Source organism: Bernardetia sp. ABR2-2B, assembly GCF_037126435.1.
GTDB lineage: Bacteria > Bacteroidota > Bacteroidia > Cytophagales > Bernardetiaceae > Bernardetia.
Genome location: NZ_CP147020.1, coordinates 4,282,681 through 4,298,910 on the forward strand (window position 1 = coordinate 4,282,681; position 16,230 = coordinate 4,298,910).

The 16,230-nt window shown below is 31.9% G+C and carries 15 protein-coding genes; 13 read left to right on the forward strand and 2 right to left on the reverse strand.

From position 1 onward, the window contains the following. The first annotated feature begins 15 nt into the window (after positions 1 to 15). The 7 genes from WAF17_RS18040 (at position 16) to WAF17_RS18070 (ending at position 5,809) form a co-directional block, all read left to right on the forward strand. Positions 16 to 789 carry an ATP-binding cassette domain-containing protein gene (locus tag WAF17_RS18040; protein ID WP_338762656.1) on the forward strand — a complete coding sequence of 258 codons (774 nt, stop codon included), beginning with the start codon at positions 16 to 18 and terminating at the stop codon, positions 787 to 789. Positions 790 to 867: 78 nt separating this feature from the next. Next, positions 868 to 1,671 (forward strand): hypothetical protein, encoded by an 804-nt coding sequence (locus WAF17_RS18045; protein WP_338762659.1) that lies wholly within the window; start codon positions 868 to 870, stop codon positions 1,669 to 1,671. Between the two features lie 202 nt (positions 1,672 to 1,873). Further along, on the forward strand, positions 1,874 to 2,455 hold the full coding sequence (locus tag WAF17_RS18050) for a hypothetical protein (RefSeq protein WP_338762662.1): 582 nt from the start codon (positions 1,874 to 1,876) through the stop codon (positions 2,453 to 2,455). A 217-nt stretch (positions 2,456 to 2,672) separates the two neighbouring features. After that, complete coding sequence (locus tag WAF17_RS18055; RefSeq protein WP_338762665.1) at positions 2,673 to 3,056, forward strand: DUF1987 domain-containing protein; 384 nt, start codon at positions 2,673 to 2,675, stop codon at positions 3,054 to 3,056. A 58-nt stretch (positions 3,057 to 3,114) separates the two neighbouring features. Next, positions 3,115 to 3,330 carry a DUF3185 family protein gene (locus WAF17_RS18060; protein ID WP_338762668.1) on the forward strand — a complete coding sequence of 72 codons (216 nt, stop codon included), beginning with the start codon at positions 3,115 to 3,117 and terminating at the stop codon, positions 3,328 to 3,330. A 335-nt stretch (positions 3,331 to 3,665) separates the two neighbouring features. After that, the gene (locus WAF17_RS18065) at positions 3,666 to 4,583 is read left to right on the forward strand and encodes a hypothetical protein (RefSeq protein ID WP_338762671.1); all 918 of its coding nucleotides are present in this window, start codon (positions 3,666 to 3,668) and stop codon (positions 4,581 to 4,583) included. Beyond that, a complete protein-coding gene (locus tag WAF17_RS18070) occupies positions 4,583 to 5,809 on the forward strand; it encodes a hypothetical protein (RefSeq protein ID WP_338762674.1) in 1,227 nt (408 codons plus the stop codon). The genes WAF17_RS18065 and WAF17_RS18070 overlap by 1 nt, the downstream gene beginning before the upstream one ends. Positions 5,810 to 6,142: 333 nt before the next feature. Here the strand turns inward: WAF17_RS18070 and WAF17_RS18075 are convergent, their stop codons facing one another. Next, a complete protein-coding gene (locus WAF17_RS18075) occupies positions 6,143 to 6,637 on the reverse strand; it encodes a hypothetical protein (RefSeq protein ID WP_338762677.1) in 495 nt (164 codons plus the stop codon). Between the two features lie 256 nt (positions 6,638 to 6,893). Here WAF17_RS18075 and ftcD point away from each other — a divergent pair, with 256 nt between their 5' ends. Then, positions 6,894 to 8,579, forward strand: coding sequence for a glutamate formimidoyltransferase (ftcD, locus tag WAF17_RS18080; protein WP_338762679.1), 1,686 nt, complete (start codon positions 6,894 to 6,896; stop codon positions 8,577 to 8,579). A 173-nt stretch (positions 8,580 to 8,752) separates the two neighbouring features. Here the strand turns inward: ftcD and metF are convergent, their stop codons facing one another. Further along, a complete protein-coding gene (gene metF, locus WAF17_RS18085; RefSeq protein WP_338762681.1) occupies positions 8,753 to 9,709 on the reverse strand; it encodes a methylenetetrahydrofolate reductase [NAD(P)H] in 957 nt (318 codons plus the stop codon). Between the two features lie 236 nt (positions 9,710 to 9,945). Between metF and cysC the strand changes: the two genes are divergently transcribed. The 5 genes from cysC to dnaG all read left to right on the forward strand — a co-directional run bounded on the left by cysC (position 9,946) and on the right by dnaG (position 16,085). Then, the gene (gene cysC, locus WAF17_RS18090; protein WP_338762684.1) at positions 9,946 to 10,512 is read left to right on the forward strand and encodes an adenylyl-sulfate kinase; all 567 of its coding nucleotides are present in this window, start codon (positions 9,946 to 9,948) and stop codon (positions 10,510 to 10,512) included. Between the two features lie 209 nt (positions 10,513 to 10,721). Then, the gene (locus tag WAF17_RS18095) at positions 10,722 to 11,369 is read left to right on the forward strand and encodes a hypothetical protein (RefSeq protein ID WP_338762687.1); all 648 of its coding nucleotides are present in this window, start codon (positions 10,722 to 10,724) and stop codon (positions 11,367 to 11,369) included. Between the two features lie 307 nt (positions 11,370 to 11,676). Continuing rightward, the gene (locus tag WAF17_RS18100; RefSeq protein WP_338762689.1) at positions 11,677 to 13,188 is read left to right on the forward strand and encodes an ATP-binding protein; all 1,512 of its coding nucleotides are present in this window, start codon (positions 11,677 to 11,679) and stop codon (positions 13,186 to 13,188) included. Positions 13,189 to 13,423: 235 nt separating this feature from the next. Beyond that, a complete protein-coding gene (locus WAF17_RS18105) occupies positions 13,424 to 13,837 on the forward strand; it encodes a response regulator (protein WP_338762691.1) in 414 nt (137 codons plus the stop codon). Positions 13,838 to 13,970: 133 nt separating this feature from the next. Beyond that, the gene (gene dnaG / locus WAF17_RS18110) at positions 13,971 to 16,085 is read left to right on the forward strand and encodes a DNA primase (protein ID WP_338762693.1); all 2,115 of its coding nucleotides are present in this window, start codon (positions 13,971 to 13,973) and stop codon (positions 16,083 to 16,085) included. Positions 16,086 to 16,230 lie beyond the last annotated feature (145 nt).

A 16,230-nucleotide genomic window follows, 5' to 3' on the forward strand; every position in this document is an offset into this window, starting at 1 on the left:
TAATCAATACAAAAAGTGATTACAGTAAAAAATATAGAAAAAGCTTTTAACGGAAAAGAAATCTTGAAAGGAATTAGTGCCGAATTCAAACAAGGCGTTACTAATCTAATCATTGGCTCAAGTGGAACAGGAAAAAGTGTTCTTTTAAAGTGTACAGTCGGACTGATAAAACCAGATAAAGGTTCTATTTTTTATGATGGAAAGGATTTGTATGAATCAGATAGAGAACAACAAAGAGCCATAAGAGAAGAAATAGGAATGCTTTTTCAAGGAAGTGCGCTCTTTGATTCGATGACGGTAGAACAAAACGTACGTTTCCCTTTAGATATGCGTAGTAGAGGAATGAGCGATGCTGACAAATTAGAACGTGTTAATTTTTGCTTAAAAAGAGTAGGGTTAGAAGGTTCAAACGATAAAAAACCTGCTGAAATTAGTGGTGGAATGATGAAACGTGTAGGTATTGCTAGAGCGATTGTTATGAATCCAAAATATCTTTTTTGTGATGAACCCAACTCTGGACTTGATCCACAGACGTCCATTATGATTGATAATTTGATTTTAGAAATTACAGAAGAGTATAACATGACAACTATCGTAGTAACTCATGATATGAATTCGGTAATGGAAATTGGTAAAAATATCGTCTTTTTAAGTAAAGGTCATAAAGAATGGGAAGGAACAAAAGAACAAATCGTACATTCAGATGTAGAATCTTTGAATGATTTTGTATTCTCCAACTCACTAATGGTAGCCTACAAAAAAAGTGAAGAAGAAAGAGCAAACCGATAATTTATTTCTATCTTAGAGTATTCTCAAGATAATCTCAATAGACGATAAAGACTCTCAACATAATATTTTTCTAATGCTATGAAAAATTATACTTTCCTTTCTATCTCAATTTTGTTATTTGTAGTATTACTTTCTGCTTGTAATTCTTCTTCCAAATCAATTAGTCAGAATAAAGAGGATTCTACCAAAGTCATTGTGACTGATGCTCTTGAAAAAGATATAGAAAATAAAGTAGAACAAATAGAAAAAATAAAACTGCCTTTTATTGAAGATAATTTTTCTGAAATTGCTTTTCCTTTACAAATTGATACAGTCATTTTTGAAGGAAGAAAGAAATTACCAACTGATTTTTTATTAAAATTAGAAAAAATGGTAACAAAAAATGAACAGAGGTATGCACTTCAGTTTCCTTCTTTTGTCAAATTAAATAAACTCAAAACAGGACAAGACCCAGTAACAAGTGGTAAATTTGATATTGGAGAATCTATACAAGTGACTTATTATGATATGGGATATACTTTTATAGAACAAAAAAATAGTTGGTTGGCTTTTGTTGGTGTAGAATATGAACCTTATCCTGCTTGTCCGTGGGGAAGTGGTAGAGAAATTGTACTTTCTACATTTGATACAGAAGGAAATCTAATTGACTTATTTACCATTGCCGAAAATTCTGAAGGAGGCGATCCACCTGCTTGGGGCAAAAGCCAAAAAAAGGTCTTTTCAGAAAACGGTCAAGAATATACTCTTGATATAAAAAATATATACGGAGAAAATGATGACAATGGAGATGTTGATTTTCAAGAAGTAAATAAAGAAACTCAAAAAATAAGTATTCAAGAGGATGGTAAATTAAAAATAGATAAATCTCAAAAAAAGGAATAAAAAGAGAGGTTGAGAGAAAAATTTATAAAATAAAATAATAAACTACTTTAAAATCAGTTCTTTACTCAAACTTTTCAAAACTTTTAGCTCAAATTTTGTATTTTAGAAGTAGGAAAGAATAAGCTCTCTAAAATTTGAGAGTATAACAGAAGAAATACCAAAAAAAATTACAGTTATTAATTAAAGCGACAGAAATATGTTAATGAAAATCTTACTCATCTGGGCAGTAATTACTGGAGCAACTTACCTTGTGAGTGCGATTGCTTCAGAAGTAAAACAATGGGCTACTCGTCGTGCATTACGTCATGTGAGTCCGAAAGAAATTGCCCAACTCATCAAAGATAACGAAGGAAAAATTACAGCACAAGAGTTGCACCAACGCACGGCAATTCCATATTGGGTAGCACAGCTTGTCTTGACGGAGCTTACAGAACAAAAACTTTTGGAAGAAAAGTACGAAAAAAATAGATTTGGAAGGCGTGTAAAGCAGTTTGAGTTATCTGTGTTTCCAACCGAGCAAAACCTTCGTTTTCAGTTGCAAGGAATTGCCTCAACAACACCATTAAAAGCAAAAGAGGAGTTATTAGATGCTGATGTGATTCGTCATGCCGTAGATGCACACGGAAGTATTACAGCCACACGTCTTTGTCTAAAGACAAACGTAACAATAGAAGAAGCTGCAAAAAAACTAGACCAGTTACATACAAAAGGTGTTTTTGATATACAAACAAGTGATGAAGGAGGGTTATTTTATGCTCTCAATGATAAAAGTTTATTGAGTTAGGTAATCTATGAAGAGTAGAAATAAATAGGAAATTAATCAGTTTGATTTTAACTGTTTTTTTTATAAATTTAAGACTACCTTTGACAAGAACAGTTTTGAACCATTGTTCACTTAGATAATTATTTTTTGTAAATTAGTTGTATAGTTTGTTTTTTTATTAACTATTGTCATAAAATAATGGCTACTTTACTACACTTGCTAACTTATCATAAAGTACATGAATCCACCTATTTTTTATATAGAAGGAAAAAAATACATTCCAGAAGTTCGCTTTGATTCTACAAAAGGGCTTTTAGAGTTTTCTGGGCAATGTTATCACGAATATACAGAAGAGTTTTTTGCTCCTATTTACAAATGGGTAACAGAGTATTTAGAAGAACCTGCTCGTACAATTATACTAGAGTTCAAAATGAATTATTATAATACTGTATGTTCTCGTTGTTTTTTAGAGTTTTTGGAAATGTTTGAAGATTATGCTCTTAACCAAGGTGGGCAAGTTACAGTAAATTGGTATTATAAATCAAATGACTATGACATGATGGAAAGTGGAGAAGACTATCAAGATGATTTAGAGCTAGATATTAATCTTATTTCTCACTAATCTTATTTCAAGTCAGTATATATATTATTTTTTAATCTTTATTTTTTAATTTATTCTTATGAAAAAATCAATCGGAATTGCAGTCTTAGTCATTGGTGTTTTATTAGCTGCTTTTGGTTTCTATCAAAATGAAGCCTCTTCAAAAACTTTAATACAAATCGGTAAAACAGAAATTAATACACAAAAAAATGATCCAATGACAAATCCTCTTATTATTGGGGGTGGTGTTGTTGCCATAATTGGTTTGGTTGTCGTTGTGGTAGCCAAAAAATAAATTAGTTTTTGTAAAAAATAAAAAGTCTGATTTTTTAATAAAAGTCAGACTTTTCTTTGTTTTAATTATACTGATTTTTATAAAAGCTATTTAAGAATGCAGATTTTTCCTTAGAATGGAGTCTGCAAACCCAGTTCTAAGGAAAAATAACCTAGCCTTTGTTGGTGTTTTAGCGAAGCGACACCAACAAATACACGTATAAAATCTATTCTTAAACAGCTTCATAGTTAAAATTTTGAGCAAGTGAAATGAATAGGTGTAATTTTTGTAAATTTACAAGTAGAATAAAAAAATAGATACTTTTAAGTGTCATAAATAAAACAGATAAAAAAAATATGAAGTTCAATATAATTTATTTCATTTTTATAGGAATAACTCTTTTTGTATCAGAATCTTTTGCCCAAACAGATTCTCTTTCTGATAATCTTCCAAATCAATTGACAACAGATACAAAACCTATCATTTTACTTAATGGAGATAAGAAAAATAAAGATGCAGCTAACCAGTCAAGTTCGGATGGACAAGCAATGCTATTTTTAGATTTGAAAAAAAATGGTTCTTCTTCCAGAAAAAGAAAAAAGAAAAATAAAGAACCTAAAGGCTATTACTATGGACTAGAAACCAAACGTATTTTCAGAAAGTATGAACAAGGGCGTAAGACAATTGTAGAAACCTTTTATTATCTGAAAGATTTTAAAAATCCTGACCCTTTGGTTGATATTTATTATGTTTTTGATATAAAATCTGAAAAAATTAAAACGCTGCCTCGTATAAATGCTGAAAATCATTTAGTTCTTCACGGACCTTATGAGAGAAAAGAAAATGGAAAAGTAGTCGAAAGTGGAATTTATTATGTAGGTACAAAGCACGGACGCTGGGAAAATTATCATTCTAGTGGAGTCTTGACAAACAAAGATATTTATTATAGAGGTTTTCCAAAAAACACAAAGTTTGTTTATTATGACAAGCAAAAGACAAAAATAAAAGAAATAATTCCGATGGAAAGTAACTATGTTCATGGACATTATATTACTTTCTTTGAAAGTGGGGCAATCAAAGAAGAAGGAAATTATCAATATGGAAGGCGTGTAAAACGTTGGATGAGTTATTATGATGGAAAAGCAAAAAATGCAAAAGGACAACGCCACATAGAAACACAATACACAGAAGACCCTTTTGATAAAACGACAAAACCCTATACACGTAGAGAATGGGACAAGAAAGGAAAGTACATAAAAGATAATAGAAATTAATGAAAACTATCTATTCTAAACTATTTTTGAGTAGTTTATTAATATTAACTTGGCTTCCTTTTCTTGGTTTTGCACAATTAGATAATAGTTCTTTTTACCCTAAAAAAGAGCTATTGTCTTTTTATGATTCTACCTTAAAAGTAAATCAAAGTTCAAATCAAAGACAGCTAAATCTTGAAATAGACTATTTTGGATTTTTTCGTAATAGAGAGTTTTTTGGAACTATTGCAGATGGTTATACACTTTTTGGCTCACAGTTTTTGAGTAAATTTTCGTATTCTGCTGATACAACACTCAAAATTTCGGCAGGAATATTTCTACGAAAAGACTTTGGAAGTGAAGCTAATAATAGCAGTTTTAACCAAATACAGCCTTATTTTCAATTCCTATATATAAAAAATAAGCATCAATTTATCTTTGGAAATTTAGAAGGGAACTTACAACATAATTTGATAGAGCCTTTATTTAATTTCGAAAATATAATAAATAGACGACTTGAAAATGGAGTACAATATAAATATCTATCAAAAAACACTACGTTAGATACTTGGGTAGATTGGATAACAATGATTTATCCTTATTCAGATTTTGATGAAGAATTACATTTTGGATTGAATATAGAACGCAATTTGATTACTTCTAAAAATAAAAAAAAGTGGAAAAGTACAATTCCAATTCAACTTACAGCCATTCATAAAGGAGGACAAATAAATACTACTGATACTCCTTTAGTTACCATTTTTAATGCTGCCATAGGTAACAAAACAACCTATTATTTTCAAGACAATGAAGGAAATAATACTTCTTATTTAAACTACATTCGTACGCATATTTACGGATTATTTTTCACAGATAATTCTTCAACACCTAGTTTTGATTTTGAAAATGGAATGGGATTTTATGCAAATTTAGAACTGGCGACCAAAAAACATCAACTGATGTTTTCATATTGGAGAGGGCAAGATTTTGTAGCTCCTTTGGGTGGAGATATTTATAGTTCAGCTAGTCGTATTTTTGATCCAAATAGAGAAAATGAGCCATTGAGAAATTTACTGATTTTACGTCTTTTGACTAATTTTACTATTCCAAATATTGCAAAAGATGATGCAAAAATTGTATTTCGTGCAACTCCTTTTTATAACTTAGAAAGCCAAGAGTTTAATTTTAGTACAGGCTTGTATGCTATTTTTAATGCTAACTTTCTACTCAAGAAATTTGAAAAATAATGTAGTTCAATATATCTGACAATATCAATGTTTAATAAAACGTCCAATTTTTTGCTAATCTGTTTGTTACTGTTCGTCGTAAAAGCAAGAAGTTGTTTAAGAATGGGTTTTATAGGTATGTTTGTTGGTGTCGCTTCGCTAAAACATCAACAAAGGCAGTGTTATTTTTCCTTAGAACTGGGTTTGCAATCCAATTCTAAGGAAAAATGAGTATTCTTAAACAGCTTCGCAAGTTAAAACTAAAGACCAACAAGGGGGCGAAATGAATATCTTTTGCCTAGTAATATATTAAGACAAATAAACCTTGAATGTTTTATGTAATGTTCAAAAACTCTAATTGAGAGTAAGGATTTCTTTCAACTTCTCTTTTGAATTACTGACCTCTTGATTAAATTTTACCATTGAGATTACATAAAAAACTACTAATGCTACCAAAATAAAAATTCTAGAGGTATTGTCTAAACGAGTATTAATGAAAGAGTTTGGAAGAATTATAATTATCATCCAAGACAACCATATTAATAAATAAGCAAGTACAAAATTGCTTATTCGCATTGTAATATGAATTTTGGTTTTATTTCCAAGTTCTTCGTTTTGAAGGTTACCTTCTATTAATGGTAAGAAACCCATTTTATGATGCATAATACGATTGATTTTGAAGGAGTTTATATCAACCCTACCCTCAAAGGTTGCATGATTGCTACTTGCAAAGATTCCTTTCCAGCGAAATATTTTCTTTGGTTCAGTTATTTGATTTAGTCTTTTCGCTATTTGCTCTTGAGAAAGGTGTGTTGTATAACTGACCTTTTCATAAGGTAGATATTTCATATTTTGTTATTGTTCTGTTTTAAAAAGTTCTTTAAGATTTAGTTAATTGTTTCAGTATTTCTTCTTTAGATAAATGAGTTTTGTAAGTCAAGTTTTCGTAAGGGGAAAATTTCATAGCGTCTGTGTTTATCGATATTAATCAAAGTTTTATTTTAAAATAAATCGTTTTTTGACAAGGAACAAAAATTACTCATTATTTTTATATCTTTAAAATCAGAACCATATAAATTAACTTTATATCAAGAAAACCAAACACATGAAACAACTTATAGAATGCGTTCCTAACTTTTCAGAAGGGCGCAATATGGATATTATCAATCAAATTACGAAAGAAATTGAAAGTGTAGAAGGCGTTTCACTTTTAGATGTCGATCCAGGGAAAGCAACCAACAGAACAGTAGTAACTTTTGTAGGCGAACCCGAACCTGTTTTAGAAGCTGCTTTCTTAGCTATGAAAAAAGCCAAAGAACTTATAGATATGTCCAAACACACAGGCGAACACCCTCGTTTTGGAGCGACAGATGTTTGTCCTCTTATTCCAATTGCTAATATTTCGATGGAAGAAACAGCAAAACTAGCGCATAAATTGGCTAAGCGAGTAGGCACAGAGTTAGATTATCCTGTCTATTTGTATGAAGCTGCTGCCACAAAACCAGCTCGTAAGAACTTAGCTTTTGTAAGACAAGGAGAATATGAAGGACTAAAAGAACGCATCAAAACAGAAAAACCAGACTTTGGAAAAGCTGAATTTAGACCAAAAACAGGCGCAACAGCAATAAGCGCAAGAGACTTTTTAATTGCTGTTAATTTTAATCTAAATACAACTTCGTCAAGACGTGCAAATTCTGTTGCCTTTGATGTGCGTGAAGCAGGAAGAGTTTTGAGAGAAGGAAATCCGATTACAGGAAAGATAAAAAAAGACAAGAACGGCGAACCTCTACGTCAAGAAGGAACGTGTAAAGGAACAAAAGGAATTGGCTGGTTTATCGAAGAGTACGGAATTGCACAAGTTTCGATGAACATAACTGATGTTAGAGCAACCCCTTTACATACTGCTTTTGAAGAGACACGAAAAAGTGCAGCTTCTCGTGGAATGCGTGTAACAGGAACAGAAATAGTAGGATTAGTTCCTTTAGAAATGATGACTTCGGCAGGTAGATATTTTTTAGAACAGCAAAATCGTTCGACAGGAGTTTCAGAGGAAGAACTTATCAAAATTGCTATTAAATCAATGGGTTTAGATGATTTGAAACCTTTTGATCCAAAAGAGAAAATTATTGAATACAAAATTGCTGATGCTACAAAAACGCCTTTACTTCAAAAAAACTTAACTGAATTTGCAGAAGAAACAGCTTCTGAATCTCCAGCACCGGGGGGAGGTTCTATTTCTGCTTATGTTGGAAGTTTAGGAGCTGCTTTGGGAACTATGGTAGCTAATCTTTCTTCACACAAGAGAGGTTGGGACAGCCGTTGGAAAGAATTTTCAGACTTAGCAGAAGAAGGACAAATGTATAAAAATCAATTGTTGGCTTTAGTTGATGAAGATACTCATGCTTTTAATGGAATTATGAATGCTTTTGGTTTACCAAAAGAAACTGAAACGGATATTACTGCAAGAAAAAAAGCTATTTCTGATGCAACAAAAAATGCGATTGAAGTTCCGTTGAGAATGATGGAAATTTGTGCTTCAATGTTTGATTGGTTGGAAAAATTAGCTAGAACAGGAAATCCAAATTCGGCTTCTGATACAGGCGTAGGTGCAATTTGTGTACGTGCTGCTTTGCGTGGAGCTTACTTGAATGTAAAGATTAATGCTGCTTCTTTTGATGATATGACTTTTATTGAAGAAAGTTTAGAAAAAGCAAAAGCCTACCACAAAACAGCAAAAAAAGGAGAAAAAAAGGTCTTGAAAATTGTCAAAAAAGCTATTGAGGAAATGTAAAGGTTATAGTAATATTTACAGGTTATTTTACAAATAAATCAAAAGACCATTTCAAGTTTACCTTTGAAGTGGTCTTTTGTAATTTTACTCTTACGTTTTAGTGTGAGAAAATGTATACCCGATGCCGTTGTTGGTGTTTTAGCGAAGCGACACCAACAACCACTCAAATCAATTTAAAATAATTGAGCTGCAATTTTTTCAGTAGCTCCCGAACGTCCCATTGTATAATAATGAAGACAGGGCGCACCTTTCTCAATCAGTTCTTTTGATTGCTGCACAGCCCATTCTATTCCTATTTCCACAACAGCTTTATTATCTTTACAAGCAGAAACTGCAGTTACCAAATCATCGGGAATATCAATATGAAAAATACGTGGCAAAACACTTAGTTGCTTTTTTGTTGTAAAAGGTTTTAAACCAGGAATAATTGGAACATTGATTCCGACTTCTCTACATTTTTCTACAAACTCAAAATATTTTGCATTATTGAAAAACATTTGAGTAACAATATATTCTGCACCTGCATCTACTTTTGCTTTTAAGTAAGCCAAATCACTATTCAGATTGGGAGATTCGAAGTGTTTTTCAGGATAACCAGCCACACCAATACAAAAATTTGTTGGAATTGGGTGATGCAAATCATCATCGATATAATTCCCTTCATTCATATTTACAATTTGTCCAATTAAATCAACGGCATAATTATGTCCATCTTTTTCTGGAATAAAAGAACCCTCTGATTTGACAGCATCTCCACGAAGAGCAAGGACGTTTTCAATACCTAAAAAAGACAAATCTATAAGAGCATTTTCAGTTTCTTCTTTTGAAAAGCCTCCACAAATGATATGAGGAACAGCATCTACTTGATAACGATTCATAATAGCTGCACAAATACCAACTGTACCAGGGCGTTTGCGAGTTACCTTTTTCTCTAAAAGTCCTTCTCCACGTGTTTTATACACATACTCTTCTCTGTGATAAGTAACATCAACAAAAGGAGGATTAAATTCCATCAATGGGTTCATTGCATCAAAAATGGACTGAATACTTTCACCTTTGAGTGGGGGAATAAGTTCAAATGAAAAGAGAGTTTTTCCTTTGTTTTCGTTTAAATGTTCAATTACTTTCAATGCTGTTCTGTTTTAGAGTAAGATAGATGATAAAGAAGATGAAAAAAATATTATTTTAGTCTTAGAATATTGTGTGAGATATGTTTGTTTGATTTAGTAGGCTACAAATATACAACTTACAACTTATTTAATTAAATTTGTTTTACAGAAAAAAAGTGCCAAAGCAGAATTTTTATTTAAAAAAGACTGGTTTTTACTTTTTTGTCTATCTTCTAAAATCTAATTTCTAAATTTTTATGAACCCTTGTGTAATTTGGTTTATTGGTCTTTCAGGTGCTGGTAAAACAACGCTTTCAGACGCTCTTTTTGAAGAATTAAAGAACAAATATACTTCTGTTCTGCTCAAAAAATTAGATGGTGATTTGCTTCGAAATGGTCTTAACAATAATCTTGGATTTTCTTTAACAGACCGAAATGAAAATATTCGTCGTTCGGCAGAGGTAGCCAAACTTTTTTATGAAACTGGTTTTGTTGTTTTGGCTTCTTTTATTACTCCTACTCATCAAAATCAAAAAACTATTGATGAGATTTTTCAACAAAAGGAAAATTCTGAAATAAAAAACTTATTCAGAATTTTTATCGATTGTCCTTTAGAAACATGTGAACAAAGAGATGTAAAAGGACTTTACAAAAAAGCACGTACAGGCGAAATAAAAGAGTTTACAGGAATTAGTAGTCCTTTTGAAAAACCGTTGCTAAGTCAGACAGATTTAATTATTGATAGCAGCAAACATACAGTTAAAGAAAGTATAGGACTTATTTTGGATAAATTAGAAGAAAAAGGGTTTTTGCAAAAAGTATAGCTTACTATTTGAATAAATAAAAGCTAGAATACTAGAAATTTTGAAAAAAAATGCTACTTTGTGATAGGATTCTAAAAATATCTAAAGAATACTCTTCGTCTTTGTTAGTGTTTTAGCGAATGTTTTAGCGTGGCGACACTAACAAAATATTAAACTTCAATACTCGTATTGAATCTTATTTCCCATTTTGTATAAAAAATACTGTTACTATGAGTTTGCTCAAAAACCTTATCAATAAATTCCAACAACTTTTTAGTGGTTCGGCTGCTCCAAGTCCAGATTCAAGTAGAGCTACACAAGCAAGACAACAGCTTTTTGTGGCAATTTTGGAAGCCTGTGATGATGGAATTATCACAACTGATGAAATGTCTGATGTGAGAGCATTACAAGCTAGGCTAGGAATGTCTGATTCAGAACTCAACAGCATTAAAATCCAAGTTTTACAAAATCTCATTGATAGAGTAATGGAAGATAATATTGTTACTGAAGAGGAAATGGACTTTATCGAACAAATAGAAATTGACCTCCAACTTGGAGTTGCTGATTCTTTAAAAATAAAAGGAGATATCGAAAGAGTACGAAGAATGTACAAACGTTCGAAGTCTGTTGGTGGAGATGAATTTGATGATGATGATTTTTTTGACGATGATAACGACGACTACGATGAAGACTATGACGATACAGAATATGATGATGATGAGGGAATAGACATCGGAGATGCTGCTGCAATAGCTACTGCTGTGGGTGTAGGTGCAGTTTTGGCAGATGAGTTGTCTGAAAGTGACGCAGAAGAAAATGCAGTTGAAGAAGGTAGTGAAGATGCTAATGAAACAGAAAATTTCTCTGACGAATCATAGAATAAAGTTTTTATAGTTAGTCTAAGGATTAATTATTTGTGAATTCTAAGAAAGTACAAAAGTCCTAATTTATCATACAGCTAACAACATTTTTTATTCAAGGTTAAGCAAGTTATGCCTTTACTATTTTAAAGCGCAACAATTTTTGTGGTTTAGTGTTTAGTTACAGCAAACATTATATTTTTAATGCTCATTAATTAATCTAGGCTTATTTTTTGCAATATTTCTATTCAAAATAATTGGTAAGCAACTCTTACGAATATCCTGCTCTATTTTTCGATATTTTTATTTACTATTTTTTCAACTTATGATTCCAGCACCTTTACCAAGTAATGAAAACGAACGATTAAATGCTCTTTTGCGCTATGAAGTAATGGATACTGATTCTGAAAAAGAATTTGATGATTTGGTAAAACTCGCTTCTCAAATATGTGAGTCTGAAATTTCTTTGGTTTCTCTTATTGATTCTGAACGTCAATGGTTTAAAGCAAAAGTAGGTTTAGATGCTGCTGAAACGCATAGAGATATGGCATTTTGCGCTCACGCAATTCTTCAAGATGACGTTTTTGAAGTAGAAAATGCGCTTGAAGACGAGCGTTTTCATGATAATCCTTTAGTCGCAGATAAAGATGGTTTGAATATTCGTTTTTATGCAGGAATGCCTCTCAAAAATCCAGAAGGACTAAATTTGGGAACGCTCTGCGTAATTGATAATGTTCCTAAAAAACTAACAGAAGCCCAAAAATTTGCTCTCAAAACACTAGGAAGTCAAGTAGTAACACAGTTAGAACTACGTCTTAAATTTAGAGATTTACAAGAAGAAATGAAGAAAGTACAGGCTGCTCAAAGACAGCTTGTAGAAACAGAAAAAATGGCAACATTAGGGCAACTTGCTGCCAATGTAGCGCACGAAATAAATACTCCTTTAGGAGCAATTCGTTCTTCAGCTGACAATTCAGTAATTACGATGAACGAACTTTTGCCTCGCCTTGCAGGTTTTTTGCAAGGGTTATCGCAAGAAAAATCAATTGTTTTTAATAATTTAATAGAATATTCGGCAAGTGCTAAGAGTAACTTCTCCTCTAGGGAAAAACGAGCTGTAAAATATGAGTTAATAGAAAAACTAGAAGAACAAAATATTGATGATGCAAATACAATTGCTGATTATATAGTAGAATTAGGATTGTATAATAATCCAGAACTTTATGAACCTTTGTTAGAAACAGAAAATCCTTGTTATACTTTTAAGGTAGCCCATCAGTTATCAGCAATTGCCAAAAATAACAAAACAATAAAGTTAGCTACTGATAAAGCTTCCAAAATTATATTTGCCCTCAAAAACTTTTCTCGTCAAAATCAAACAGGACAACAAGCAAAAGTAAATATCAATGCTACTATTGAGGATACGATTACTCTTTATGAAAATCAATTCAAACATGGCATAAATCTACAGCTTCATCTTGAAGAAATTCCTGAGTTCATGGGCTATCCAGATGAATTAGTACAAGTTTGGACAAATCTTATTCATAATGCTATTCAAGCTATGAAAAGTAAAGGCGAACTAACCATAACGACAAAGTTAAAAGCAAATTCTCAAAACAAAAAGATACATCTTTCCGTAACAGATACAGGTGCAGGTATCCCAAAAGATATACAAAAAAAAGTATTTAATCCTTTCTTTACTACAAAAAGAGAAGGTGAAGGAAGTGGATTAGGATTAGATATTACCAAAAAAATAGTGGAAAAACACAATGGTAAAATTTGGTTTGAAACACAAGAAAATAAAGGAACTACTTTTTTTGTAGAATTACCACTATAAGTAAATAGAAGTAACTATTTCTAATCAAATTTTTTTACTCAAAAAGATAAGTCTAGTTTAAAAATAGGAACTAACTAACAATTAATCAGTAGGTTATCTCAACCTGTGCACTTGAAATTATTCAATATGCATCATTTTATTACTACGTGTCTTGTTCTTGATGTCATAAAGATATAATTTTTTTAACTTTGAAAAACTATTATCAATTCCAAAAACGATTCAAAATTCTTATTTTATGGCAAAAGCAAAAAAGACAAAAGCGATTCTTTGCGTAGATGATGACCACATTATCTTAGGCAGTCTCAAGATTCAATTAATGCAAGAGTTTAATGACGATTTTATTATCGAAACAGCAGAAAGTGGAGACGAGGCATTAGAAATTCTTGATTTTCTAACAGAAAGAAATATCAATACATTAGTTATCATTACAGACTGGCTAATGCCTGAAATGAAAGGTGATGAGCTTTTGGTAGAAGTAAATAAACAATTTCCGAAAGTAGGTAAAATAATGCTATCAGGACAAGCAGAAGAAGAAGCTATTCAAACAGCTTTTGAAGAGGGAAATATGCACTTTTTCTTATCCAAACCTTGGGATAAAAAAGAACTAATAGATAAAATTTATAAATCTGTTGAGATGATAAATGCCTAGTTGTCTCTCATAAAATAAAAGTAAAAGGTTTGACATACTAATCAGTAGGTCAGACCTTTTTTATTGACTTCTGATAACTCTTTGATAACTCTCATTTTTAGCTAAAATAATTACTTTTTTGTAATTTTACATTATGTCTATTCCATCACACATCATCGACGAAATAAGAGATAATGCCCACATTGAAGAAGTAGTGGGAGATTTTGTTACGCTCAAAAAGCAAGGAGCTAGTTTCAAAGCCTGTTGTCCCTTTCATCAAGAAAAAACACCTTCTTTTGTCGTTACTCCAAGTAAAGGAATTTTTAAGTGCTTTGGTTGTGGGAAAGGAGGAGACAGTATTACTTTTGTGATGGAACACGAGAGTATGAGTTATCCTGAAGCCTTGCGTTTTTTGGCAGGAAAATACAGCATTACAATTCCAGAAGAGAATGAAGCGAGTGATGAAGCTAAGGAAGAGCAAAGACACAAAGAAAGCCTTTTAATTGTACTTGCATTTGCACAAAAATTTTATACCGAAAATCTCAAGAATACAGACGAAGGAAAGTCTGTTGGAGGAAGTTATTTTAGAGAGCGTGGGTTTATACAAAAAACACAAGAAAAATTTGAGCTAGGTTATGCGTTTGACGAGTGGGATTCTATCTTAAAAGCTGCAATAGAAAAAGGACACAGCAACCAGTTTTTGGAAGATACAGGACTGATAATAAAAAAAGAAGATAGGAATTACGACCGTTTTCGTGGGCGTGTAATGTTTCCAATTCATAATGTTTCGGGCAGGACAATTGGTTTTGGTGCAAGAGCTTTGAAAAAAGACCAACAACCTAAATATCTCAATAGTCCAGAAACAGAAGTTTATCAAAAAAGCCATGTTCTTTACGGAATTTTTCAAGCCAAAAATGCCATTCGTAAAGAAGAAAATTGTTATTTAGTAGAAGGATATACAGATGTAATCGGATTGCATCAAGCAGGTATTGAAAATGTAGTGGCAAGTTCGGGTACTTCGCTTACAGATGGACAAATAAATCTTCTAAAACGATTTACTGACCGTGTAACTCTTCTTTTTGATGGTGATAAAGCAGGTCTAAAGGCTGCCATTCGTGGAATAGATATTATCTTAGAGCAAGGTTTGGATGTTCAAGCTGTTGTTTTGCCAGAAGGACACGACCCAGATACGTTTGTTACAGAACAAGGAGGAGATAAAACTAAAATATATTTGGAAAGCAAAGCTCAGAATTTTTTGCGTTTCAAGTATCAAGTTTTAGTTCCTGATAAAGATGACCCAATAGCTAGAGCAAGTGCATTGAAAGAGCTTTGCCAAACGATTGCTGTTGTACCTGATGTTTTTAAGCGTTCTTTATTAAATAAAGAATTGGCACACTGGATGGAAATAAGTGAGCAAGATGTTATTTTAGAAACAAATAAGTTTATTCATAAAAGAGCAGAACAAAAGCTAAAGGAAAAAGAGCGAGAAAAAAATAGACAGCAAAGAGAAAGACAACAAAATAGAAATAGTCAAACTTCTGCTCAAAATAATACGCAAACAAACTCAACTCTTGATGAGCTTGGTTATTTTCCACCTTCAGAATATGCACAGATAGGGTATGAACAAGGGTTTCAAAATGAACCTAACTACGAAGAATTAGCAGGACAAGCTATCAATTTATCAGAATTGGAAGCTGCATTTAATCCTCAACCAAAAAAAGAAGAAAAAGAACTTACTGTTTTTCGTCAATATGAAGATGAAATTACACGTCTGATGATTCGTTATGGACACCAAACTATTGCAGGAGGAGAATATATTTGTGATTATATTTTGGAAGAAATAAGTGAAATTCCATCGCTTAATCCGTCTTACTCACAGCTTCGAATTATTTATGAAAATGCACGAATAAATGATATTAAAATTTCTTATCAAGAACTATTGACAGATTTTATTCAGAATGATGAGAAATTAATTCAAATCGTTACAGGGTTTTTGACAGATTCTTCACAGATTAGCCCAAACTGGGAAAAGCGTATGCAACTTGTCATTCCTAACGAAGAACAACAATTAGCTACAATTATTCCTCAAACTATTTTACACCTAAAAAGAGTTTTTTTGAAAGGTGTTTTGAATGAAAACTTACGCAAAATCAAAAAAGCAAATAACCAAAGCCAAGAGGAGATAGAAAAATTAATGCTTATTTATCAAGAACTTAAAGCACAAGAGATTCAAATCTCTAATGAATTAGGAATTGTTATTCATAAATAAGAAGTTGTTTAAGAATGGGCTTTGTAGATATATTTGTTGGTGTCGCTACGCTAAAACACCAACAAAGGCTGTGTTATTTTTCCTTAGAACTGGGTTTGCAAACCCAGTTCTAAGGAAAAATGAGTATTCTTAAACAACTTCTAAG

What these genes read in the sequence shown, in the direction of transcription:
- WAF17_RS18075 (WP_338762677.1), bottom strand. Translation starts at nt 6,637, where the DNA reads ATGAAATATCTACCTTATGAAAAGGTCAGTTATACAACACACCTTTCT.
- ftcD (WP_338762679.1), top strand. Translation starts at nt 6,894, where the DNA reads ATGAAACAACTTATAGAATGCGTTCCTAACTTTTCAGAAGGGCGCAAT.
- WAF17_RS18095 (WP_338762687.1), top strand. Translation starts at nt 10,722, where the DNA reads ATGAGTTTGCTCAAAAACCTTATCAATAAATTCCAACAACTTTTTAGT.
- WAF17_RS18050 (WP_338762662.1), top strand. Translation starts at nt 1,874, where the DNA reads ATGAAAATCTTACTCATCTGGGCAGTAATTACTGGAGCAACTTACCTT.
- WAF17_RS18060 (WP_338762668.1), top strand. Translation starts at nt 3,115, where the DNA reads ATGAAAAAATCAATCGGAATTGCAGTCTTAGTCATTGGTGTTTTATTA.
- dnaG (WP_338762693.1), top strand. Translation starts at nt 13,971, where the DNA reads ATGTCTATTCCATCACACATCATCGACGAAATAAGAGATAATGCCCAC.
- WAF17_RS18100 (WP_338762689.1), top strand. Translation starts at nt 11,677, where the DNA reads ATGATTCCAGCACCTTTACCAAGTAATGAAAACGAACGATTAAATGCT.
- cysC (WP_338762684.1), top strand. Translation starts at nt 9,946, where the DNA reads ATGAACCCTTGTGTAATTTGGTTTATTGGTCTTTCAGGTGCTGGTAAA.
- WAF17_RS18070 (WP_338762674.1), top strand. Translation starts at nt 4,583, where the DNA reads ATGAAAACTATCTATTCTAAACTATTTTTGAGTAGTTTATTAATATTA.
- WAF17_RS18105 (WP_338762691.1), top strand. Translation starts at nt 13,424, where the DNA reads ATGGCAAAAGCAAAAAAGACAAAAGCGATTCTTTGCGTAGATGATGAC.
- WAF17_RS18055 (WP_338762665.1), top strand. Translation starts at nt 2,673, where the DNA reads ATGAATCCACCTATTTTTTATATAGAAGGAAAAAAATACATTCCAGAA.
- WAF17_RS18045 (WP_338762659.1), top strand. Translation starts at nt 868, where the DNA reads ATGAAAAATTATACTTTCCTTTCTATCTCAATTTTGTTATTTGTAGTA.
- WAF17_RS18065 (WP_338762671.1), top strand. Translation starts at nt 3,666, where the DNA reads ATGAAGTTCAATATAATTTATTTCATTTTTATAGGAATAACTCTTTTT.